This window comes from Chryseobacterium sp. 22458 (assembly GCF_052044975.1).
In the GTDB taxonomy this organism is placed as follows: domain Bacteria; phylum Bacteroidota; class Bacteroidia; order Flavobacteriales; family Weeksellaceae; genus Chryseobacterium.
Window position 1 is genome coordinate 582,617 of the sequence record NZ_JBQEOA010000003.1, and the last position, 24,963, is coordinate 607,579.

The following is a 24,963-nucleotide window of genomic DNA, read 5'->3' on the forward strand; positions in this document are numbered from 1 at the left end:
TGTAGAGTTAACTTCCGGGTTAAAACAACACCTTATCTTCTTTTCTCAGTTCTTCCAGATAGCTTTTCTTATCATCTCTGTAAAAAAGGTTCATCGTTTCAAATGGAATTAATTTAAGATCCTTATTGACGATATGAACACAGGATTTCTTCACGGCCCGTACATCAAAATCATGAGCATCCATAAAGTTCATAATGATAATTCTGAACAGGTTGTCATAATCCAGATCAGGTGCACAGACTTCAGGTAAACAGCATAATAACTGGTTCACCTTAGGTTTTACTTTATCTACAGAAATACCGGTGCTGAAAATGTCCAGCAGCTGCATATGCAAGCCCTGGTCCTGTTCGTACACAATGGTATTTCTTGATTCATTATTCAGAAGGTCTGCCGGATTGATATACCGGGTCAGGGGAATGGTTTCCCCCTGAAGTTTTAAAATATAGCCCATCGCCAAAGCATCCGGGTTACACGGAACAGGAATAATGTCGTCAGAATTCAGTAGAGGAAACTGATTGAGAATTTCCTGTCTCACCTCCGTCAATGTAATTTTCTCGTGAGCGGAATCTTCCCTGTTTCGCCCGGCAATTTCTACAGGCTGGAAGGTAATTCCTCTCACACACTTCTGCTTTAAGGCAAATTCAATGATCTTTCCTATTTCATCAATGTTTTTTCCTTTCTGAAGAACAATCACGAGTGTTGTGGATAGATTAAGTTCATTGAGTTTTTCAAGTGCTTTCATTCTTACCGAAGTGAGATCTTTCCCTCTGAAATCTTCCAGAACGTCCGGTTTAAAAGAATCAAACTGAAGGTATACCTCAAACTCAGGGGCATAAGTGGCCAGTTTTTCAGCAAAGCCAGGATCATTGGCGATCCTTATCCCATTGGTATTCAGCATGAGGTGTTTAATGGGTTTTGACTTGGCAATATCCATAATCTTGAAGAACTCAGGATGTATCGTAGGCTCTCCTCCACTAATCTGCACTACATCAGGCTCACCTTCGTTCTTTACAATGGTATCAAACATCGCCTCTATTTCTTCCAGGCTTCTGTGGCTTCCATAATGTGGTGATGACATGGCATAACAGGTAGGACAGGTCAGGTTACAGCGATCTGTCACTTCTACTATCGAAAGACAGCTATGCTGTTCATGATCTACACAGAGCCCGCAGTCATAGGGGCATCCGTATTCCACATCAGTACCGAAATGATAAGGCATTTCAGAAGCTTTGTTATAGTTTCTGATATTTTTGTAATACTGTACATCAGAGGCAATTTTTGTTTTGAAGAAGCCATGATCAGGACATCTTTTTGTCATAAAAACAGCTTCATCTTCTATAATGATCTTTGCTCCCACTCTTTTCAGACATTCGGGGCAAAGGCTTATCGTATAGTCGTAATAGGTATAATTTCTTACCGGCATAATGTAATTTTAAATCCTTATCCACAAATATATCCGCTGATCAGACCACAGATCAGAAGGCAGATCACAAAGGTCTGTATAAATTGTTTTCTGCTGAATTTTTTGTCTCCTTTTCTTTCGTAAATCAGTTTTACAACAAAAGAAACAATAATGGAAACAAATAATGCCCCAAGGACCATTATTCCAACAAAGAAAATGACTATTCCTACCAGGCCTCCGGCTTCTAAAATGGTTAAAAATTTCATCCTGAATATTTTAAATCTTGTGACTGGATATTTTTAATAGTATAAATGTAATAAATAATTATACAAATACATACAATCTGAATAGTTCCGAGATTTCCTGCAATCTCTACCCTCGGTTTGATAAAATCAAGAAGGAATCTGAATGTAAAATAGCTCAGCATAAATACCTGAAAAAGAAAACCTGAATGGTATTTTTTCCGGTACTGAATGTATTTCAGGCAGCCCCATAGAACTATTAAAAAACCTATTTCATACAATGCAACCGGATGGCGCAGATATTGATCACCCAAATGCATCCCGAAAACCGAATCTGTAGGCAAACCATAAGTTTCTTCATAAATCCCTGTAAGAAAGCAACCGATTCTTCCGATAATGATAGCAAGCATCAGAGGAAAAACAATAAGGTCACCCGTGCTTTCCTTATGATGAACTATTTTTTTGGCAAATTCCACACCAAGCAGCCCGAAAGCCAATCCGCCCACAATTGTATTGCTGGACCAGAATTTCTGAAAGCTGAAATCTTCAAACATCATATACGGATTTTCCAGATTTCCGATCAGTTTGGAGCCCAGCAAAGCTCCGGCCGTAGCTCCTATCAGAACAGCAGCAGAAGTATTGAAAGACAGCTTTTCTTTTGATTTTCGTTTAAGATAAAAATAATACCGCATACCTATAAACATTCCAACCGCCTCAAAAATAGGATGGGCAAGAATTGTTTTACCGAAAATATGAAAGGTAACAGGAAAATCCATGGGTTCAAAAATAATCCATTTGAGATTATTTACTACCTTTATTCTGATAAATAATTACAAAATGCGTATAGAATATGACATAAAACTGGGGTTCAAGGATGTAATGTTCCGCCCTAAACGTTCAACATTAAAGTCCCGTTCAGAAGTAGATCTGGAAAGGGAGTTTATTTTCAAGCATACCCGGAAGAAATGGAAAGGAGTTCCTGTGATCGCTGCTAATATGGATACTGTAGGAACTTTTGAAATGGCAGTAGAGCTGGCAAAAGACAAGATCATCACAGCAATTCATAAACATTATACTCCTGAAGAATGGAGCCGTTTTCTGGACAGCCAGCCGGAAAATATTCATCAGTATATTGCCTTAAGTACGGGAACCGGAAAGGCAGATGAAGAAAAAATCCGGACAATCCTCGAAAAGCACCCGAAAATTGAGTTTCTCTGTATAGATGTAGCCAATGGCTATTCTGAGCATTTCGTTGAATTTGTGAAGAAAGCAAGGGCGAATTTTCCTGACAAAGTTATTATTGCAGGAAATGTAGTTACGGGGGAAATGGTAGAAGAACTGCTTTTAGTAGGTGCCGATATCATTAAAGTTGGAATCGGCCCAGGGTCAGTATGTACAACCCGTGTAAAAACCGGAGTAGGTTATCCGCAATTGTCTGCTATTATTGAATGTTCGGATGCTGCTCATGGTCTGGGAGGCCATATCATTGCTGACGGAGGATGTAAGGTACCGGGAGATGTGGCAAAAGCTTTCGGAGGGGGTGCTGATTTTGTGATGCTGGGCGGTATGTTTGCCGGCCATGATGAAAGCGGAGGCGAAATGATTGAAGAAAACGGAAAGAAATACCGTCTTTTCTATGGGATGAGTTCGAAAACAGCCATGGATAAACATTCCGGAGGTGTGGCAGAATACCGGGCTTCTGAAGGAAAAACGGTAAAGGTAGCTTATAAAGGGCCGGTATCAGAAACGGTAAAAGACATTCTGGGAGGTGTACGTTCTACCTGTACCTACGTAGGAGCTTCCAAGCTTAAAGAGCTTTCTAAAAGAACAACATTTATAAGGGTTCAGGAACAGGAAAATCAGGTATTCAAAGATTAAAATAACAATAAAAAGCCTTTTGACATTTTTCAAAAGGCTTTTTATTTTGTTCTGATATATTTCTTTTTAAAGTATTTTTGAAGCTGATCATTTACAAAAGTCGGCCCCTCCTTTTCAGAAGCCATTTCACTAAAATACAGCACTCCCGGGATAGTTTTTACTTTATCAACGACAACAGAGTCTCCGGATGAACTTTTAATGATATTTATCCTTTCGTCCACCTCTCTTTCATATTCTTTCAGATCTGTAGTAAATAGTTCTGCAGCAATATTGGCCATGTTAAAATCAATATTAAAATATGCATATCTTTCCGGAAAAATTTTCATTTCGGGAAGAAAAATAATGATAAGTGAAACCCACCAAAATTGTTTAATCTTCTCAAATTTAAATATGACTAATAATGAAAAAGTGATAAGAAAATAAAACAGTATGCTTTCAAACTGCCTTGCAATAGAATTGAGTATATACCCTGTAAAAAGCAAAGGGATTAAGGAAACAGCCCAGGCTAAAGCCGCTTTTTCAAAAGTTATTTTCTGAGCAATACTTTTTAGCTCTTTTTCAAAAACCTTGATAAATAATGGAATAACAATAAGAGCCTTAAAAGCAATATATAGAGTATTGACTCCAAAAAGTGCCATTCTCTTCAGCCATTTTGCCAATCCGCTTTCTGCTTCTCCCATCCTGTTAAAATTTCCCGGAGCAAGAAAACTTACAAGCAAAAAGAAGGTTCCGAAGAGTAGAAAAATAAGATTCTGCTTATTCCGGTTCCGGTAATAGAAGACCATCAGTACCCCCTGAAGAATCAGTGCTAAAATCTCATTAGATCCCATTAGAAGTACAATCAGGAATAACGAGAGGAAAAGCCATATTTTCTTCCCTGAATCTTTATTTTTTTTAACGAAATAAAGCAACAAGCCTGATAAAATAGCAGGCATAAAATAGATATTGGCCCCTGCAACCCAGTAATAATGTTCCGGAATACTGATCAGAAGCAACGTATAGAAGAAAAAAAGCATAAAACTTTTCTTTAATGCTTCTCCTGATGAATTTCTGAAATAGGCTTTAAAATTAAGTGCAGAGACTCCAATAAACGAAAGCACTAAAAAGACGGGATAAACTTTTGGAAGGATGCCACTCCTGTCATAAGAAACAGGATTAAGCATATTCATGGTGTATCCGAAATATCTCCCTCCCCATGTCATGTAGGTATTGATAAAATTTCCCCACAGGCCATATTCACGGGTTCCGTAGGAGGCCATATAATCATCGGTCTGGTATACATTAAACAAGCTAATATAAACCAGACCGATGAATAGTATAACTGATAAGAATAATACTATATTCTGTACTTTTTTCATTTTCTAAGTTAACATTCCACCGTCAACGTTTAACGTCTGCCCGGTAATGTATGCTGACATTTCGCTTCCTAAGAATACACACGCATTGGCGATATCTGCAGGCTGCCCTCCTCTTTTCATCGGAATTTCTTCTCTCCATCCCTGAACTGTTTTTTCATCCAGAACAGCAGTCATTTCAGTTTCAATAAATCCTGGTGCAATCGCATTACATCTGATATTTCTTGATCCCAGTTCTAATGCAACAGATTTTGTAAATCCTATTACACCTGCTTTAGATGCTGCATAGTTTGCCTGTCCTGCATTTCCTTTTACCCCTACTACAGAAGTCATATTGATGATTGATCCTGATCTTGCCTTCATCATCGGCTTGATCACTGCTTTTGTAAGGTTGAAAACAGAGTCCAGGTTTACTTTGATCACTTTATCCCAGTCTTCTTTAGACATTCTCAAGAGCAGGTTATCTTTCGTAATCCCCGCATTATTTACCAAAATATCGATCTGCCCAAACTCAGCCATTACTTCATCCACCAACTTCTGGGCTGCATCATAATCTGATGCGTCAGACTGATATCCTTTGATCTGGGTTACAGAACTTAAAGCTGCTTCTAATTCTTTAGCTTTGTCTACAGAGCCGGCATAGGTAAATGCTACTTTTGCTCCCTGCTGGGCAAACATTTCAGCGATCCCTTTTCCGATTCCTCTTGTAGCTCCGGTAATTAGTGCTACTTTTCCTTCTAATATTCTCATATCTATTGATAATTATTTCTTTATAACTCATTCAGCTTGTGACAGCTGACTCATTCAATATTTATAATTCCTATCCGGAATTAAACGGTTTGCAAAGATATTATAAATTGTTATTCAACCCATTTAAATCGTTAAAATACTAAAATTTTTTGATGAATTTATTCCATTTTAGTGAAGCCGGGCCGTGTTATTTTTAAATCTTGTGAAATAAATAAAGTCTGATTTTTTATTTTTATCCAGTTTCAATACTTCTTTCTGCCACAAAAACTCATCATAAACAATCTCCTTCAATGGTTCATGCTGAAAGTTAGAAACCCCATATTTTCCTCCTTTTTTTACCACAATTTCATTTTCAAAATTGCCAAACGTAATGATATCTTCGTAGATGAACGGTACAATTACCGTTCCTTTTCCATTAAGAATACCATAAAAATTATCTGAATTTCTGCAGACAAGAGGTTTTGAATATTCATTGAGAAAATTGAAATAATCAGTTTCTTCATCTTTGATCAAGCTTATATTTTTAAGCTCTGTCATCGATTGATTGGCTGCTGAAAATCTGTAATAGGTATTCCCTTTAAGCATAATAAGACCTTCAGGATAAAAGCCAAGGATATTCACCTCTTCGTCTATGATATTTTTTAAATCCTTATCCAGAAATTTTTCTTCATTTCCTTTTTTGAGATAAATAAAATCTTTTCCCGAAACGGTAAAGTTTCTGATAAAGTCATATTCCTGAGGAAAAATCATATTTCCCTGCAAATCAATAATTCCGGATTTGTGTGATTTTTCGTTGTATACACTGAAAAGATTATTGAAAAGAGGATTCAGGTATTTAAAATGATTGGGATAAAGCTTTCCGTCTTTCTTATGAAAAACCGTTGTTGTATTGTTTTTAACAAGATAAATATATTCTTTCTTTCCAAAATATTCCGGTGTGATCTCTTTGTAAATTTCGTCAGCAATTGTATTTTCTTCCGTGTCAATGAGACCATATTTTCCGGTGCCCTTATTTTTCGTAATCAGATATGGATATGCATTAATATCTACCACCTGCTTTGAAAATTTATGCAGGGTCTGTCCGTTTATTCCTATAATTTCATATTGCCCGTCTTCATTTAAAATAAGGGCTCTATCCTCTTCAAAACTGTAATCTTTTTTAAATTCCCGGTCGCTAATTTGCTTCCCGTTAAAGTCGTAGAGGAACCATTTTTTGTTTTTCAAAACAAAAAATCTGTTCTTTCCGGAGAAGCGGATTTTATCGGAATCCGGAATGATTTCTTTTCCATTATAGTCATATAGAATTTCTTTTCCTGATCTTGAAGCAATGATCCGTTCCTTACTCCACCATGGTGTATCGAATTCCTGAACATCCAGCGGAATGAGCTCATTCCCTTTCTCATCAATCACAGCAGATTGTCTCTTATTCCCTGTTTCTGAGTAAAGAATAAACCTGTTTTTAAAAGCGTGTAAAATACTGGTTTTGTAGACAGCCTCAAAGGTAACAGTACCCAATGAATCTACAATTCCCTGTTTTTTTAAAGCCGGGTCATAAGCTACTCCGTATCCGTCTGAATAGGAACTGACCTCTTTTCCTGTTTTTTTAGACAGGATAACTTTCATATATTGGTTAGTCTGCCCTGCACAGACTGCAGAACACAATACAAAAATTAGTTTTTTCAATGAAAATCAAATAGAATTATTGACAATAAGAACGATCTCTCCTTTTAAAGTTTTGGTTTTGGAAAATTCAATTAACTCATTGATTGTTCCCCGTTTGGTTTCTTCAAATTTTTTAGAAATCTCACGGCTTAAGCTCGCTTTGGTTTCTTCACCAAAGAATTCCTTGATCTGTTCCAGTGTTGTATTGATCTTATGGGGACTTTCGTAAAGGACGATTGTTTTCTTTTCTTCTGCAAGCTGCTTCAGTTTTGTCTGTCTTCCTTTCTTCTGCGGCAAAAATCCGGCAAACAGGAATTCATTATTCGGAAGTCCTGATACTACCAGGGCAGGAATCAGAGCGGTTGCTCCGGGCAGGCATATCATTTCGATAGCATTATCGGCTCCGGCTTTTGCGAGTAAATAACCGGGATCGGAAATTCCGGGAGTTCCGGCATCGGTAATAATAGCGATATTCTGGCCGTTTTTAAGGTCTGTGATCACTTTCTCGGTTGCCTGATGCTCATTATGCAGATGATAAGATTTCAGAGGCTTGGAGATTTCAAAATGTTTTAGAAGTATTCCAGAAGTTCTGGTATCTTCACATAAAATATAATCTACTTCTTTCAGGACGTTTACAGCCCTGAACGTCATATCTTCCAGGTTCCCGACAGGTGTGGGAACAAAATATAGGATTCCGCTCAAAATTATAAGAATTTATTTTCCACCAATATCCAAAGTCGCTGGGCATATTCATCCACCTTATTCCATTTTCTGTCGTAATAGAGATCACTCAGATATTCTTTGGCTTCCTCAAGTGTTTTGAATTGGTTCAGCTGGGCCACTGTATCATTAAGATCTGTCTGGCTTCCTTCAAACAGCATTTTGGAGAAGGCAATTCTGTCATTCAGATCCAGTTTAAACTCCGGTTTCTGTTTTTCAGCCTCCATAAACTGGGTTGGAATATTTGATTTTAGGATACTTCCGGTATCTTCCTTTACAACGGCCGGCTGGCTCTCCTGAGAAGGGATTTCTCTTTCTAGAGGATCATCATCAAAAAGTGACTGAACTGCTTTCAATCCTTTGATATTGGCTAATTTTATTTTTTTCTCCTGCTGATAAGCTTCTAAATTTTCAAAGCTTTCGTCAGAAGGATGTTTTTCTGTTTCTTCAGGAACAGGTTTATCAATTTCAACAATTTTTCTCCTGTCATAGACTTCAGCGAGAACATTTTCTTCTTTCTTCCCGTCTTCTGAATGGTCATTTTTGATATCATTCAGAATATGTTCTACATTGGAAGTATCCGTAGCCATTTCCCCCTGCTCTATTGAGATGTTTGAAATAAACTGCTCTTCATCTTCCTCAATCAGCATTTCATCATCCAGCATTTCTGTATCAAAAATACTCGGAATGGTTTCTTTAACTGTATTTTCTTTTACCTTATTTACGACTGCAAAATCGGCTTCATTTTCTTTTGCTTCAGCATTTTCTTCATCATCACGGTCTATTTCATTCAGCTGATTGGTGAAAATCACTTCCTCTTCCGTCACATCATTACTGAACATATCTTCATTGATATCTTCATCAGAATCAGGTGCAGAATCCGCAAGAATTTTCTCTTCATCCACAAAGTTGAGAAGAGCTCCGTCAAGGTTTTCTACAACTTCTTTTTCTTCAATTTCGTTCAACTGGTTATTAAACACAGCTTCTTCTTCCGTAATTTCATTGGGATTGGTTTGTTCCTGAGTATTTTCCACCGTTTCTTTCACGGAGTTTTCTTCCACAAAATTTATGATATTCTCATGGAATTCATTTTCAACAATTTCATTCAGCTGGTTATTAAAAATGGCTTCTTCTTCAGATCTGTCTTCAAAAATCTCATTTTCATCAATCTCATTCAGTTCATTATTGAAGATAGCTTCTTCCTCTGTAACCTCATTGCCGGAATCATGATATTCTCCTTCTCCCGAAGCAAAAGAAATATGCTGATGTTCCGAATACTGTGCCGCATCTTCTGCCACAAAGTACTCCATATTTTTTTCCAGAAGTTTCAAAAAAGAAATCCTGTTAGCAAGCTCATCTACAAGATCCTGCTTGGAAAGTAATTCGTCTACGTTATTTATTTTGTCCAGATTATCAATGATATTCATGGATTCAAAAAAAATCTTTTCCTTTAAATCTTGGATATTCTGCATAATAAGATTCTTATTAAAATTGCTTACTTTTGATGTTAAAAATATACGGCTAATTTAACAAATGTTTTTAGAAAATACAATTAATCATTCCAAACAAAGTGGTTGGATGGAAGTGATTTGTGGCTCTATGTTTTCCGGTAAAACAGAGGAATTGATCCGCAGATTGCGAAGGGCAGAAATGGCAGGACAGAATGTAGAAATTTTTAAACCGAAACTGGATATCCGGTATTCTGAAGAGGACGTGGTTTCTCATAATCAGAACAAAATACGCAGTACCGCAGTAGATAATCCGAATGAAATTCTTCTGCTGGCCTCCAATTGTGATGTGGTAGGAATAGATGAAGCCCAGTTTTTTGATGAAAGCATTGTTGATATTGCCAACCAGCTTGCCAACAGCGGAATAAGAGTTGTGATTGCAGGATTGGATATGGACTTTTTGGGCCGTCCTTTCGGACCAATGCCGAATTTGATGGCTACTGCCGAATATGTTACAAAAGTGCATGCTATTTGTAAGAGAACAGGTAATCTTGCCAATTATTCTATGAGAACTTCCCAGGGAAATGATCTTGTTGAGCTGGGAGAAACTGAAAGCTATGAAGCAGTAAGCCGCAGGGTATTTATTGATGAAGTGCTTTCAAAAAGAAAGTAATTGATAAGAAAAAAGCTGAATACAGCAATTATAAAATAGATTTACATTAGATAAAATGAAAGGCGGAAAAGCACTGTTGAAGCATTTCAAAAAAGAGTAAATTGGCTTAATATTATTGAGTCTGTATGATCTTTTTTGGAATTTGCCTGTTGCTGTTTCGCCTAAAAATAAAGCAGAAAGGGTACCAATGAATTATACAGTACAGCACATTGCAGAGATCACCAATGCACAGGTTATTGGAGACGGGAATTTAGTGATCAGAAATATAGCCTATGACAGCAGGATTATTTATTCTACCAAGAATACGGCCTTTATAGCAATCAATACCCATAAGAATTCCGGTGAAAAATTTATTGAATCTGCAATCGACAGAGGTATCAGTGTTATTATTTCCGAACATCATAATCCGGAATATGAAAATATAACCTGGATTATTGTTGAGAATTCTGTGGATTTTCTTCAAAAATTAGCCAAGTATCATTTCGAAAACTCTCATCTACAATCTATCGGAATCACAGGGAGTAACGGAAAAACTATTTTAAAGGAATGGCTGTACCAATGCCTGTGGAATGAATTTCCTACTGTAAAAAGCCCGAAAAGCTTCAATTCACAGATCGGTCTGCCCCTTTCTCTTCTTCAGATTAACAACACTCATAAGCTTGGAATTTTTGAAGTGGGAATTTCAAAACCGGATGAAATGGAAAAACTTGAAAATATTTTCCATCCCCAGATCGGATTGCTTACCCATATCGGAACCGCCCATGCCGCCAACTTTTCTTCCGAAGAAGAACTGATTGATGAAAAGATCAGACTTTTCAAAGATTCCGAAGTCATCATCTATAACGGAGACAATTCCTCGGTAGATCAAAAAATAAAAAAATCCTATTCCGGACGAAAATTGATTTCTTACGGATTTAGAAAGGAAAATAATGTCTTCATCAAAAATAATATTTCCAAAGATGAAAACATCATCGTTGAATATTTTGGTGAAGAAATCAGTTTTCCGGCTCATCAGAGAGACGAAGCGACGTTAACCAATGCTATGGCGCTTATCACCGTCCTTAAGGAGCTGAACATCGAAAATAAAAAGATCGTCGAAAAAATCAACCTTTTAAAAGCCGTCGAAATGAGGCTTGAATCCATCGAAGGAATAAAAGGCAATATTATCATCAACGATTCTTTCAATCTTGACCTTGATTCTCTGAAGACTGCCCTGCAGTTTCTGAAAGAATACAACAAATCTAAAAAGTCTTTGGTATTAACCAATATTGTTGGAGTGAATGTCAATTCACAGGAATTGTATGAAGAAGTTTCCGAACTCGTGAATGAGCAGCATTTTGATTCTGTATTCCTGATCGGTGATGAAATTTCAAAATTTAGTGAATTATTTAAAACTAAAACATATACTTTCATTGACACCAAAGAGCTTATTGAAAGTAAACACCTTACTGAAATTGAAAATCAGATTATTCTTCTGAAAGGAGCCAGAAAATTCGAAATTGAAAAACTTAAAGATATTCTTGAGCTCAGAAAGCATGATACCGTGCTGGAAGTTAATCTGAATGCGATTCTTCATAACATCAATTATCATAAATCATTGCTTAAACCCGGAACCAAAATGATGGCTATGGTCAAAGCCAATGCCTATGGTCTTGGTAGTTTTGAAGTATCGGAATTCTTACAGCATCACCATATCGATTATCTGGGAGTTGCCTATGCAGATGAAGGTGTAGAACTTCGTAAAAAAGGAATCACCACTCCTATTATTGTAATGAATCCTGAACAACACAGCTATCAGACCATTATTGAATATGATCTTGAGCCTGAAATCTACAGTTTCAGAGTTCTGGAACTTTTTTATGAAGCCGTACAAAAATCAGGGTATGATAAAAAATATCCGATTCACATCAAACTGGAAACAGGAATGCACCGTCTTGGTTTTAAAGATTTTGAACTGGATCAGCTAAGTGAAACTTTAAGCGAAAAAAATCTGAAGGTTCAGAGTATGTTCAGTCACCTATCTTCATCCGATATGCCTGAAGAGCGGGCATTCACTTTAAAACAGTTTGAAGTATTTGAAAAAAATTCCAGCTATCTGATAGAAAAACTAGGCTATACTCCTATCCGCCATATTTTGAATTCTTCGGGAATTACAAGCTATAGCGAATATCAGTATGATATGGTAAGAATCGGTATCGGAATGCTGGGGGAATCTTCTGACCATGACATTCAGAAACAACTACAGTCTGTGGTAAGTTTTAAAACCGTAATTTCACAGATATCAATGGTTGAAGGCGGTGAATCCGTAGGATACAGCAGAAGATATAAAGCTGATCATCTTACAAGGATCGCTACAGTTCCTGTAGGATATGCTGATGGAATCCCAAGATTAATCGGAAACCAGGTGGGAAGTCTGGGAGTCAGCAAGACCCTGGCACCTATCGTCGGTAATATCTGTATGGATATGATGATGATCAATGTAGACAATATCCCAAATGTAAAGGAAGGTGATACCGTTACGGTATTCAACGCCAAACCAAGTTTAAAAGAATTCGCAGGCTACTGCAAAACGATAACCTATGAAGTATTAACCTCCATTTCGCCCCGTGTGAAACGGATTTATATAAAAGATTAACTATGAGAAAACTCCTGATCCTACTTTTCGTATTCCAATTATTGCTGATCCATTCTCAGGTAAAAAAAGATCTGGTAATTCCGAAAAATCCCAAAATAGGACTGTCGCTTGCAGGTGGTGGTGCCAAAGGTTTTTCACATGTCGGAGTACTCAAAGTTCTGGATTCTTTGGGAGTGAAAGTAGATTATATTGCCGGAACGAGTATGGGGGCTATTGTGGGTGGCCTGTACGCTTCAGGCTATTCCGGAAAAGAGATAGAAAAGATCGTTATGGATACGGATTTCTATTCTCTTATTATGGATCCGAAATCACGGCAGGAAGCAAGTTTTTTTAATAAATCCGTAGATAAATACCTGTTATCTATTCCACTGAAAAACGGAAAAATTACACTTCCCTCTTCCATCAGCACAGGACAAAGAAATGTGTATCTTCTGAAAGAGCTTTTCAAGAATGTTTCGAATATCGAAGATTTTTCAAAAATGCCGATTCCTTTTTTATGTGTTGCCACCAACCTGGAAAGCGGAAATATGCAGATATTTGAAAAAGGCGATCTTGTTCAGTCAATCATGGCCAGTTCAGCCTTCCCTTCATTGATGGATCCTGTAAAAATCGGCGACAGTATTTATATTGACGGAGCAATGACGGTAAATTATCCTTCAAAGCCTTTAAAGGACAAAGGAATCGATATCGTAATCGGTGTGGATCTGAACCAGGATTTGTCCAAAAGAGAGGATTTAAACAATATTATTGCCATTCTGAACCAGGTAATTGATTTCGGAATAAAAAGGGATACCCGCAAACAATATAAATATACGGATATCAACATCAAACCTAACCTGAAAGGAATGTCTGCAACAAGCTATGATGACAAGAAAAAGATCCTTGACAGCGGTTATGTGGAAGGCCTTAAATATTCCCAGGTTCTGGATCAGTTGCCTAAACGTCCTTTTGAACGCCTCAGACAAGCTGTAAATCCCATTTATTCCAATGTATATAAGATCGACAGCATTTCGATTGAAGGAAGCAAAATCTACGGAAAAAACTATACTCTGGGGAAAATGGGACTTCGTCTCCCCTCTTTACAGACCTATGGAAGCATCAATAAGATGATTGATAAACTGGTTGCCACCAACAATTATCGTTTTATCAATTACGATATCGTTCAGGAAAACGATGCCAATTATCTGAAGCTTTATGTGACCGAAGATGATACCCGGCATTTTTTAAAATTCGGATTACATTATGACGAAGTTTTCAAAACAGGACTTCTGTTGAATTACTCCGCCAAAAGGCTTTTATTTAAAAACTCAAACCTTTCCCTGGATGTGATTGTAGGCGACCGGTTAAGATATTATCTGAACTATTTTATTGATAACGGATACATTCCCGGCTTCGGACTTTATTCATCAGGAATGAGTTTTGATATAAAGAATGTGGATAATTATGTTGTAGACCGGTGGGAATGGATCAGAAATGAGGCTTATATACAGTCTATTTGGAAAGATAAATTTGCCATTGGCGGTGGAATCAGCCATGATTATTTCAAGGCGGAAAACAGCAATGGGGACAACAGACGTTACAGCCGTTTTTTGAATCCTTATGTATTTATCAAGACCGATACTCAGGATGACAAGGAGTTCCCTACCAAAGGCGTTTATTTTGCTGCAGAAGGGAAAGTGGTGGATCTGCTAAAATCTGAAGTTGATAAAAGAATAATCCAGATCAAAGCGGATCTTAAGGTCAATATTCCTCTTGGCAAACAGTTTACTTACCGTCTTAATTTATTTGGAGGTGTTACTATTGGTGAAAATCTTCCAGCCTATTACCAATACAGATTAGGTGGGATTTTTGAACAGAATCTTATTAATTTTAAAAGCTTCGGAGGATTTTATTTCGCCCAGCTTTATACAAATAATGTGATATTGGCATCTAATGATATCCAGTTTAAATTCAATAAAAACTATTTTATCAGCGGAAACTTTACCTTTGCAAACTTATCAAACGATATAAAGTTTGAAGATGCAGTTAAAGTAAATTATAGTTCATTGGGACTTACGGCAGGTTATAAATCTCCTTTCGGGCAGATTAAAGTCAACTTTAGCCACTCACTTAAAAACAATCAAAAAGGTATATTCAGTGTTATTTTAGGACACTGGTTTTAAAAAAATGATACAGTTCTTTTACGAAAATTTACCGGAGTCGGTAAATACAGATTACAAAAAATGGCTGGAAGATCTTATTCTTTCAGAAGGAAAAAAAACAGGCGAAATCAATTATATTTTCTGTGATGATGAATATCTACTGAAGATCAATCAGGATTATTTGCAGCATGATTATTATACCGATATCATCACTTTTGATTATGTAAAAGGGAAGACAATTAGCGCTGAGATTTTCGTATCTTTGCAGCGCATTTCTGACAACGCCTCTACCCTTTCCCGAGATTATGAAGATGAATTAAGAAGAGTTTTAGCCCATGGGATTTTACATCTTGCAGGCTATAAAGACAAGACGGAAGAAGAGGAAAAAGAGATGCGTAGAATGGAAGATTTGTACTTAGCCAAATACAAGGATTTAAAGTTTTGATATTTAACAATCACTTAAAGTCCGATATCTAAAGTACTCAATTCTAGTAATAATATAGGTTTACTTAGAGTCCATTCTTCAAAAATGTTTCACGTGAAACATTGGTTATAAAGATAAGGTTTAAAGCTTAAAACAAGCGAGATAAAAATGATTTCAGAAATATATGATGTGATCGTAGTAGGTGCCGGACACGCAGGTTGTGAAGCTGCAGCTGCAGCAGCCAACCTGGGTTCAAAAACACTACTCATCACAATGAATATGCAGACCATCGGACAGATGAGTTGCAACCCCGCAATGGGTGGAATCGCAAAAGGACAGATCGTAAGAGAGATTGATGCAATGGGAGGATATTCCGGAATTGTAGCAGACAAATCTGCTATCCAATTCAAGATGCTGAATCTTTCAAAAGGTCCCGCCATGTGGTCCCCTAGAACCCAAAATGACAGAATGCTTTTCGCCGAAGAATGGAGATTAGCATTAGAAAATACTCCCAATCTTGATTTCTTTCAGGATATGGTAAAACAACTGATTGTTGAAAATAATAAAGTAGCCGGAGTGGTTACTTCTTTAGGAATTGAGATTAAAGCAAAATCTGTAGTTCTTACAAACGGAACTTTCCTTAACGGATTAATTCACGTTGGAGACAAACAATTAGGTGGTGGAAGAATGGGTGAACCAAGAGCATTTGGTATCACAGAACAATTGGTAAGTTTAGGCTTTGAAGCCGGAAGAATGAAAACCGGTACTCCACCGAGAGTGGACGGAAGAAGTCTTGATTATTCAAAAATGGAAGAACAAAAAGGAGATGAAAATCCTCAAAAGTTCAGCTATCTTGATACTCCGAAATTAACTAAACAATTAAGCTGTCATATTGTTTATACCAACGAAACAGTACATGATATTTTAAGAGAAGGTTTTGACAGAAGTCCAATGTTCAATGGAACTATTCAAAGTTTAGGCCCAAGATACTGCCCAAGTATTGAAGATAAGATCAACCGTTTTGCAGAAAGAAACAGACATCAGCTTTTCGTAGAACCGGAAGGATGGAAAACTGTGGAGATCTATGTCAACGGATTCAGTTCTTCTCTTCCGGAAGATGTACAGATCAAAGCAATGAAACATATTCCAGGATTTGAAAATGTAAAAGTTTTCAGACCAGGATATGCTATTGAATATGATTACTTCCCTCCTACCCAATTGAAGCATACCTTAGAAACCAAGTTAATTGATAATTTATATTTCGCAGGACAGATCAACGGAACTACAGGATATGAAGAAGCTGCAGGCCAGGGTCTGATTGCCGGGATTAATGCTCACAACAAAGTTCACGAAAAAGGCGATTTCATCCTTAACAGAGATGAAGCATATATCGGGGTTTTGATTGATGATCTTATCACAAAAGGAACAGAAGAACCTTATAGAATGTTTACTTCACGTGCAGAATACAGACTTCTTCTAAGACAGGACAATGCTGATATCAGGTTGACTGAAAAAGCATATCAGTTAGGACTTGCAAAAGAAGACAGATTAAGAAGAGTTGAAGCAAAAGTATCTGAAAGTCAAACACTTGAAGACTTCCTTCGTGAAACTTCTTTAAAACCGGGTGTTATCAATCCTATTCTTAAAACTATTGAAAGCAGTCCGGTAGATCAGGCATACAGAGCTGCACAAATTCTTACCAGACCTAATATGACACTGGAAAAGCTTGATGAAATAGACTTCATTAAAGAAGTTTCTTCTCAATACAATGATGAAGTAAGAGAGCAGGCCGAGATCAATATTAAATACAAAGGATATATAGAGAAGGAAAAAGAAAACGTAGCCAAACTCAACCGTCTGGAAAATATTAAAATTCCGGAAGATTTTGATTACACAAAGCTTTCAAGCCTTTCCGCAGAAGCAAAACAGAAAATGTCTAATGTACGTCCGAAGACTATAGCACAGGCAGGAAGGATAAGCGGAGTTTCCCCGGCTGATATAAACGTTTTACTAGTCTATTTAGGCCGTTAAAAGAAAAATGTTTCACGTGAAACATTTTAAATAATAAAGCGAAAATTAAGGTATTTATGAGCTTCTCAAAACTTATAGATATCTTAATTTTTTAAATATAACAGATTTCGACTTCATGAAAATAAAAGATCATTTTCTTTCACAGGAAATATTTGAAATTAAAGAAACAGAAACCAAGGGAGTATACAAAACCTCCCCTATCCCATCCAATATTTCCAGATACTATGAAAGTGAAGATTATATTTCCCACCACCAGGATTCCGGAAGCCTGAAAGAAAAGTTATACAAATTTCTTCAGTCCTTTAATCTGCAGTACAAAAAAAATATTCTGGTAGACAGAATCAAAAAAGGATCCAGAGTATTAGATTACGGATGCGGTGCCGGAGAATTTGTAAAGTTTATAGAGAACGATTTTGAAACTTTCGGTTTTGAACCTGATGCCGACGCAAGAAAAGCAGCTCAGGGTAAAATTACAAAAGCAGAGATTTTGGACGATATACAAAAAATTGAAGACAGAAGTTTAGATGCAATTACTTTGTGGCATGTATTTGAACATGTAGAGAATCAGGATGAAATGCTGAATATCTTTCATACAAAATTAAAAGATAAAGCTCTTCTTATCATTGCGGTTCCCAACCCTACTTCATATGATGCGAAACATTATAAAGAATATTGGGCAGCCTATGATGTACCCAGACACATCTACCATTTTTCAAAAAATGGAATGGAAAATCTGATTTCTAAAAAACCAGACTGGAAGATGAGAAAAATCAAACCGCTGGTCCTTGACTCTTACTACATCTCAATGCTGAGCGAAAAATATAAAAAATCGCCACTATTTTGGTTAAAAGCGACCATCTACGGAACAATTTCGAACATAAAAGCCCTTTTTTCGAACGAATTCTCAAGTTTGATATATATTATCGAGAAAAGATAGAAAATCGATTTTTAACGTGTTTCTGAAGGCCGTTTTCTGACATTTCAGAGCAAAATTTCTAAAACTCAGGAAAATTCTTCTGAGTTTTTGTTTTTGGTATACGTTTGCAATTATCAAAAATTATCTGTCCTAAAAAATTTTAAAACAAAAACAAAAATTCTAAAATTTAGAATTAGACCAACTCCCCTACTCCATCTTCACATGACACTCTAAAAAATTGAATTCTGATCAATAGCCAGTACAGAATTTAAAATTGGGATGACTTTATTGATAGGAGGAATTTTTATAAAATTCGGTAAAAAATACAAAAAAGTGTAAGCTTAACTCTAAATAACCTCAGAAACACATCATTTCAGGTCTTATTTTTGTTTTACATATAAACATTCATAAATTTTAAGAAAATGAATTTTTAGTCTATTTATAAAGGCATATTTTTAGTGATCTTTACTTAAATTCTAAAATATACTCAGGATTTAGGCAATTGGAATTATTAAATAATTTTTCAATACTAATACAAAATCTCCCCTACTCTATTCACTGAAAAAAAATTTCAGAAAAGAATTTCAGACTTACATTAAAAATTAGAATGGCTACAAATAAAATTTAAGCCCAACTTAAATCCAGGAGAAAAATTTAAAAAACGGAAAAATAAAATTTCAAAATCAATCATAAGGATTTCGATCATAAAGAGGATAAAAAATTAAAATTTGATTTTTTCTTTTAAACATCGGTTGTGAAAAATTAAAATAAATGGTCTCCGGAGAAATTTAAGTAAACATTTTCAAAAGAAATTCACAGGAAGAATTATAAATTTTAACTTCAATAAATAGTTAAAAATTTAAATATCAATAATTTACAAAGACAATGTAACACTATAAAACAAAAAAATAATAAGTTGTTGAGAACATACAATTATAAACTAAAATTGATTAAAAAAAATCCAATAATATAATAGCTTATTAGCTCAAAATAAGATCTTTACAAGGCTAATTTATACATAAGAAAATTGAAACTAACATTCTAAAAGAAGAACCAAAATTACAGCAAACAAATCTTAGCAGTTCACAATTTCTATATTGATATAAGAATTATATCATCAATAAAACAAGACTAAAATAAAACTCAATCCAAATATCAAGGTTACCTTAAACATATTCTAAAAATTAACACCTGTTTCTGTTTTTCTTTTTTTGAAAAAGTAACCCATAAAAAATTTATTCTTATTCAATATTTCTAATTTTCGCAAATATGAGACTTTATCATTTAAAGATAACAAGCCAAAAAATACAACTGTAAATTCTTTAAAAAAGCCTCTCCTCCTTCCAAAAAAACATAATTTCCAAGCAAATTTTAATAGCTCATAATTATAAAAATTCGATAGAAAAACAATTCAATTCTGAAGAAAAATATTGAAAAATAATCGGAACTTAACATTGTAGAATCTTAAAAAAATATAAGCTTCACAAAATGAACAGACTAATTAAACCTATAACCTCAGGTTATATCTAAATAATTAGAAAAACACGATCAATACTGGATTTTCTGAATAAAATCAAAGCATAAAAAAGCCTGCTAATAATATTAGCAGGCCCATAAATATCGAATTAAATTCTTTTTTAATTGTTGATAGCAGCTACACCAGGAAGTTCAAGTCCTTCTAAACTTTCAAGCATTGCTCCTCCACCTGTAGATACATAACTTACTTTATCGGCATATCCGAATTGCTTAACGAATGCAACACTGTCACCACCTCCTACTAAAGAGAAAGCACCTAATCTTGTTGCTTCAGCAATACTTTCACCAAGAGCTACGGTTCCACCAGCAAAATGCGACATTTCAAAAACACCAATCGGGCCGTTCCAAAGAATAGTTCTTGAGTTAAGCAATACATCATTGAACTGGTCTCTTGATTTATGCCCGGCATCCAATCCCATCCATCCTTCAGGAATAGCATAGATATCTGCTTCTTTTCTTTCTACATCATTACTGAAACTTTCAGCAATGATAGCATCAGACGGTAAATATACTTTTACTTTATGTTCTTTTGCTTTTCCTAAGATCTCAAGCGCAAGAGGAAGTTTATCTTCTTCTACCAAAGAATTTCCAACTTTACCACCAAGAGCCTTAATAAATGTAAATGCCATACCTCCACCGATGATCAGATTGTCTACTGCCGGAAGAATATTTTCTATAATCGTAATTTTAGTTGAAACTTTAGATCCTCCAAGAATTGCAGTAACCGGTCTTTCTCCACTTTTCAATACCTTATCAATCGCCTGAAGTTCTTTAGCCATCAGTAAACCGAAGTATTTAGTTGACGGAAAATATTTAGCGATAACAGCTGTTGAAGCGTGAGCTCTGTGTGCAGTTCCGAAAGCATCATTTACATAAGCATCCCCTAATTTCGAAAGCTGCTCAGCGAATCCTTCATCCCCTTTTTCTTCTTCATTATGGAAACGCACATTCTCTAATAATAAAATTTCTCCAGGCTTAAGATCAGCGGCAGCTTGTTCTGCTTTTGCACCAATACACTCGTCTACAAATTTTACTTCCTGGCCAAGAACGCTGGAAACCTCTTCTACAATATGCTTAAGAGAAAACTCATCCTTAACTTCTCCCTTTGGTCTTCCAAGATGGGTCATTAAAATAACAGATCCGCCATCCTTAAGGATTTTTTCAACGGTTGGTTTCACCGCAACGATTCTGGTATTATCACTCACTTTCAGCTGGTCATCCTGTGGAACATTGAAGTCAACTCTTACAAGAGCTTTCTTATCTTTAAAATTGAAGTCGTTAATTGTTTTCATTTTATATTTAGATTATTTTTTTTGAGATCTCAGGCAACCCTCCATTAGTCCCGTTATGCTTTTCAGCAAATTCCGGCAGAGGGAATTCCATAAATTTCATCGAATTTCTGTTTCACAAATGTAAGGTTTTAAACTTTTTCAACAGTTTGATTGAAATAAAAGTTTTCAAAAACTTTCCCCGAACCCAATCACCCATTAATCAACAATTCTTTTCTCTTCTTAAAAAAAAATAATGTAGTTGTTGTTATGTATTGTTAGTAACGGGGATAAGTTTTTAGCGTAAAGTTGATCATACTCAACTGGTAGCGAATTCATATTTAACTCACAATATAAATCTCTGTAAACCTGCTATTTCACACACTTATTCACAATTGTTGATAACTTTGAAGGAAAACCATTATTAGTTATTTTTCTATGGAAAATTCTGGGGATAGCGGATGAAAACATCTGGAAAGTTGTGGTGAAAACTTTCAGAAAGATTTTCTATTACGAAATAAATTGATCTTTAAAAATAGAAAGTTGGTAAAAGTTTTCCACACTTATTAACATACCTTTTCACAATTAACTCCCGGTTTACTAACACGAATTGTTATTATTCTTACCTTTGTAAGGAAATAAAATCTAAAAAAGCTTAATAAGAGTATTATGAAAAGAAAAATTGCTATCGCAGCGGACCATGCAGGCTATGAATATAAGGAGATTGTTAAAAACTACCTTTCAGAACAGTTTGAAGTTCAGGATTTTGGCACGTTTTCCACAAACAGTGTGGATTATCCGGATTTTGTACACCCTGCTGCTACCTCTGTGGAAAACGGAGAAAATGAGCTTGGAATTTTGATCTGCGGAAGCGGAAACGGAGTCCAGATCACAGCAAACAAACATCAGAAAATCAGATGTGCACTTTGCTGGATGCCCGAGATTGCAACATTGGCAAGACAGCATAATGATGCGAATATGATTTCCATGCCGGCAAGGTTTATCTCAAAGGAACTGGCAATAGAAATTGTTGACAAATTTCTTTCAACAGAATTCGAAGGAGGAAGACATCAAAACCGGGTTGATAAAATCGCAGTTTGCTAAATATACTGAGGTCTGTAATTTTAAATTGCAGACCTTATTTATTTTTTATTCGTACATTTGCATCACCAGAGATAGAATTTACCACTCTATTATTTCCATACTGAGCCTTCATTCTTTTTTAAAGATAACATAGCAAAGGTTTCCCATAATTTTCCTCATACTTATATTACCCTTTAAAACTAAAATTATAGTTTTGTGTTAAACTAAAAATAAAAACTAAAAATTAAAATTAAACTGCTGTCAAAAAAATATTAAAACTAAAAGCTTCCAGATATTGAAAATATAAAGTTGAATTAACTATTATACAATACAATTTCTGCTTCCGGAAAAACTATATTATTTTATATAGTGGTGAGTTTGAAAATATGGAGTATTTTTACTTTTTCACCCAATGAAAAATGAGTTGATGATGTGGTATTATGAAAGTATATAAGATCCGTTTTTATAAAGAATAATATATTAAAACAGAAAGCTGCTTTCAAAAAAATTATAAAAAGATTGGAAAGAAAATTGATAGATTTAAAAAAACAAGATCATATTTATATATTAGATATGACACTGATAAAAAGAGGTGCTTCTGAATTTGGAAAGAAGCTAAAACGAATTTAAAAGAAAATTAAAATGCCAAAAAAAAGAAAATATATAAGTCATAAAAATGATTTGAAACTGATGGAGATCGGCAGACTGATCCTACGTTTCATGAATGCCAATGCATCAAAGATCTATAATTATAAACAGATCGCCGATGGAATAGATTATAAAAATCCGAGACAGAGAGAACTTGTGATTCAGGCACTGCACAAACTTCAGGGATCAGAAAAGATCAAGGAAGTGGAAAGAGGAAAATATATAGTGAATCTGAAAATTGCAGGAACACTGACCGGAATTATAGATTTCAATCAAAGCGGAAATGCTTACGTTAATGTTGAAGGAATGGAAGATGATATCTTCATTCACTCCAAAAATGTGAAGGATGCTTTGCAGGGAGATAAGGTTCTTATTATAACTTATCATTATAAAGGAAAGAAACTTGAAGGCTCCGTTTTAGAAGTTTTAGAAAGAACAAGAACCGAGTTTGTAGGAACTTTTCAGAAGGTTGCCCACAAAGATTTCGGGTTTGTAGTCTGTGATAAAAAATCAATCAATACTGATATTTTTATTCCAAAGAATAAATTCAATAACGCCGAAGATGGAGATAAGGTTATTGTAAAAATGACCGAATGGAAACCGGGTGACAAAAATCCTGAAGGAGAAATTACTCAGGTGTTGGGTGCACCGGGAGAACATGAGACTGAGATCCACTCTATCCTGGCAGAATATGGTCTTCCTTATGAGTTTCCACAGGAAGTGGAACTGGATGCAGACAAAATAGACAGAAGCATTACAGATGAAGAAGTGGCAAAACGTTGGGATATGCGTAATATCTGCACATTTACCATTGACCCTAAAGACGCAAAAGATTTCGATGATGCCCTATCTATTAGAAAATTAGAGAATGGACACTGGGAAATCGGAGTTCATATTGCCGATGTATCTCATTATGTAGTTCCGGGAACGATTCTGGATGATGAAGCATATCAGAGAGCAACTTCAGTGTACCTGGTAGACAGAGTAGTTCCGATGCTGCCTGAAGTATTGAGTAACGATGTGTGTTCCCTTCGCCCAAATGAGGATAAATATACATTTTCAGCGGTTTTTGAACTGAATGATCAGTCCGAAATTCAGAAACAGTGGTTCGGAAGAACGGTGATTCATTCAGACAGAAGATTTACCTATGAAGAAGCTCAGGAGCGTATTGAAACAGGTAAAGGAGATCTGGCTGAAGAAATCAATGTTCTTGACAGGCTGGCGAAGATCATGCGTAATGATCGTATCAGAAAAGGAGCGATCACCTTTGACAGAAGTGAAGTAAGGTTCAATCTTGATGAAAATAATGAACCGATCGGAGTTTACTTTAAAATAAGTAAAGATTCCAATCACCTGATCGAAGAATTCATGCTTCTAGCCAATAAGAAAGTTTCCGAATATGTATCCTTATCCAGAAAAGGTGAGATTACCAATAATACTTTTATCTACAGGGTTCACGACGATCCGGATCCTGCAAAGCTTGAATCGCTGAGAGATTTTGTGGCCACTTTCGGATACAAAATGAACCTGGCGAATACCAAAAAAGTAGCAGAGTCTCTGAATAAACTTCTTCATGATGTGAAAGGAAAAGGAGAAGAAAATATGATTGAAACACTGGCGATGAGAAGTATGAGCAAAGCTGTATATTCTACAGAGCCGATTGGTCACTACGGTTTAGGATTTGAGTATTACAGTCACTTTACCTCTCCTATCCGTCGTTACCCGGATCTACTTGCACACCGTCTTCTGCAGCATTATCTGGATGGCGGGAAATCTCCAAGCAAGCAGGAATTGGAAGAAAAAGCGAAACACTGCAGTGCCATGGAAAGGCTGGCTGCTGATGCAGAAAGAGACTCTATCAAATATATGCAGGTGAAATTTATGGAAAAACACCTTGGTGAGACTTTCACCGGAGTAATTTCCGGAGTTGCCGAATTCGGGTTCTGGGTAGAAATTCCTGAAAACGGAGCTGAAGGACTGATCAAATTGAGAGATCTTGTAGACGATTCATACATGTTTGATGCAAAAACACATGCTGTATATGGAATCAGACACGGAAACAAATATCAGCTGGGGGATCAGGTTCAGATTAAGGTGGTGAAAGCCAATCTGATTCAGAAACAATTGGACTTCAAGATAGTTGAATAATAG

Annotated in this window: 18 protein-coding genes; 9 read left to right on the forward strand and 9 right to left on the reverse strand. The window is 35.9% G+C overall.

Annotated elements, in window-relative coordinates:
• Positions 1-19 precede the first annotated feature (19 nt).
• The 3 genes from ACTJJF_RS13605 to ACTJJF_RS13615 are packed head-to-tail and all read right to left on the reverse strand — an operon-like array spanning position 20 to position 2,420.
• The gene (locus ACTJJF_RS13605) at positions 20-1,423 is read right to left on the reverse strand and encodes a radical SAM protein (RefSeq protein ID WP_440699989.1); all 1,404 of its coding nucleotides are present in this window, start codon (positions 1,421-1,423) and stop codon (positions 20-22) included.
• Positions 1,424-1,440: 17 nt separating this feature from the next.
• Positions 1,441-1,668 (reverse strand): hypothetical protein, encoded by a 228-nt coding sequence (locus ACTJJF_RS13610; protein ID WP_312297493.1) that lies wholly within the window; start codon positions 1,666-1,668, stop codon positions 1,441-1,443.
• Complete coding sequence (locus tag ACTJJF_RS13615; RefSeq protein WP_440699990.1) at positions 1,665-2,420, reverse strand: prolipoprotein diacylglyceryl transferase; 756 nt, start codon at positions 2,418-2,420, stop codon at positions 1,665-1,667. The genes ACTJJF_RS13610 and ACTJJF_RS13615 overlap by 4 nt, the downstream gene beginning before the upstream one ends.
• Positions 2,421-2,481: 61 nt before the next feature.
• Between ACTJJF_RS13615 and ACTJJF_RS13620 the strand changes: the two genes are divergently transcribed.
• Entirely contained in the window at positions 2,482-3,522 is a 1,041-nt protein-coding gene (locus ACTJJF_RS13620) for a GMP reductase (protein WP_312297498.1), read from the forward strand.
• A 41-nt stretch (positions 3,523-3,563) separates the two neighbouring features.
• Here the strand turns inward: ACTJJF_RS13620 and ACTJJF_RS13625 are convergent, their stop codons facing one another.
• The 5 genes from ACTJJF_RS13625 to ACTJJF_RS13645 form a co-directional block, all read right to left on the reverse strand.
• Positions 3,564-4,880, reverse strand: coding sequence for a hypothetical protein (locus ACTJJF_RS13625; protein WP_440699991.1), 1,317 nt, complete (start codon positions 4,878-4,880; stop codon positions 3,564-3,566).
• A gap of 3 nt (positions 4,881-4,883) precedes the next feature.
• On the reverse strand, positions 4,884-5,627 hold the full coding sequence (gene fabG, locus ACTJJF_RS13630; protein WP_065399901.1) for a 3-oxoacyl-[acyl-carrier-protein] reductase: 744 nt from the start codon (positions 5,625-5,627) through the stop codon (positions 4,884-4,886).
• 168 nt (positions 5,628-5,795) lie between these two features.
• On the reverse strand, positions 5,796-7,310 hold the full coding sequence (locus ACTJJF_RS13635; RefSeq protein WP_440699992.1) for a WG repeat-containing protein: 1,515 nt from the start codon (positions 7,308-7,310) through the stop codon (positions 5,796-5,798).
• A gap of 6 nt (positions 7,311-7,316) precedes the next feature.
• On the reverse strand, positions 7,317-7,991 hold the full coding sequence (gene rsmI / locus ACTJJF_RS13640) for a 16S rRNA (cytidine(1402)-2'-O)-methyltransferase (RefSeq protein WP_440699993.1): 675 nt from the start codon (positions 7,989-7,991) through the stop codon (positions 7,317-7,319).
• Between the two features lie 2 nt (positions 7,992-7,993).
• Positions 7,994-9,481: a hypothetical protein gene (locus ACTJJF_RS13645; RefSeq protein WP_440699994.1), complete on the reverse strand. Its 1,488-nt coding sequence runs from the start codon at positions 9,479-9,481 to the stop codon at positions 7,994-7,996.
• A 61-nt stretch (positions 9,482-9,542) separates the two neighbouring features.
• Here ACTJJF_RS13645 and ACTJJF_RS13650 point away from each other — a divergent pair, with 61 nt between their 5' ends.
• The 6 genes from ACTJJF_RS13650 to ACTJJF_RS13675 all read left to right on the forward strand — a co-directional run bounded on the left by ACTJJF_RS13650 (position 9,543) and on the right by ACTJJF_RS13675 (position 18,298).
• On the forward strand, positions 9,543-10,130 hold the full coding sequence (locus ACTJJF_RS13650) for a thymidine kinase (protein WP_065399897.1): 588 nt from the start codon (positions 9,543-9,545) through the stop codon (positions 10,128-10,130).
• A 187-nt stretch (positions 10,131-10,317) separates the two neighbouring features.
• Positions 10,318-12,765 carry a bifunctional UDP-N-acetylmuramoyl-tripeptide:D-alanyl-D-alanine ligase/alanine racemase gene (locus ACTJJF_RS13655; protein WP_440699995.1) on the forward strand — a complete coding sequence of 816 codons (2,448 nt, stop codon included), beginning with the start codon at positions 10,318-10,320 and terminating at the stop codon, positions 12,763-12,765.
• 2 nt (positions 12,766-12,767) lie between these two features.
• Entirely contained in the window at positions 12,768-14,927 is a 2,160-nt protein-coding gene (locus ACTJJF_RS13660) for a patatin-like phospholipase family protein (protein ID WP_440699996.1), read from the forward strand.
• Positions 14,928-14,931: 4 nt separating this feature from the next.
• Positions 14,932-15,351 (forward strand): rRNA maturation RNase YbeY, encoded by a 420-nt coding sequence (gene ybeY / locus ACTJJF_RS13665; protein ID WP_312297513.1) that lies wholly within the window; start codon positions 14,932-14,934, stop codon positions 15,349-15,351.
• A gap of 147 nt (positions 15,352-15,498) precedes the next feature.
• Complete coding sequence (mnmG, locus tag ACTJJF_RS13670; protein WP_440699997.1) at positions 15,499-17,361, forward strand: tRNA uridine-5-carboxymethylaminomethyl(34) synthesis enzyme MnmG; 1,863 nt, start codon at positions 15,499-15,501, stop codon at positions 17,359-17,361.
• Between the two features lie 115 nt (positions 17,362-17,476).
• Positions 17,477-18,298, forward strand: a complete 822-nt coding sequence (locus ACTJJF_RS13675) for a class I SAM-dependent methyltransferase (RefSeq protein ID WP_440699998.1) — start codon at positions 17,477-17,479, stop codon at positions 18,296-18,298.
• Positions 18,299-19,914: 1,616 nt separating this feature from the next.
• Here the strand turns inward: ACTJJF_RS13675 and ACTJJF_RS13680 are convergent.
• Entirely contained in the window at positions 19,915-21,105 is a 1,191-nt protein-coding gene (locus ACTJJF_RS13680) for a phosphoglycerate kinase (protein WP_440699999.1), read from the reverse strand.
• 645 nt (positions 21,106-21,750) lie between these two features.
• Between ACTJJF_RS13680 and rpiB the strand changes: the two genes are divergently transcribed.
• Both rpiB and rnr read left to right on the forward strand, forming a co-directional pair.
• On the forward strand, positions 21,751-22,185 hold the full coding sequence (gene rpiB / locus ACTJJF_RS13685; RefSeq protein ID WP_167027954.1) for a ribose 5-phosphate isomerase B: 435 nt from the start codon (positions 21,751-21,753) through the stop codon (positions 22,183-22,185).
• Positions 22,186-22,806: 621 nt separating this feature from the next.
• Entirely contained in the window at positions 22,807-24,960 is a 2,154-nt protein-coding gene (gene rnr / locus ACTJJF_RS13690) for a ribonuclease R (protein WP_440700000.1), read from the forward strand.
• Positions 24,961-24,963 lie beyond the last annotated feature (3 nt).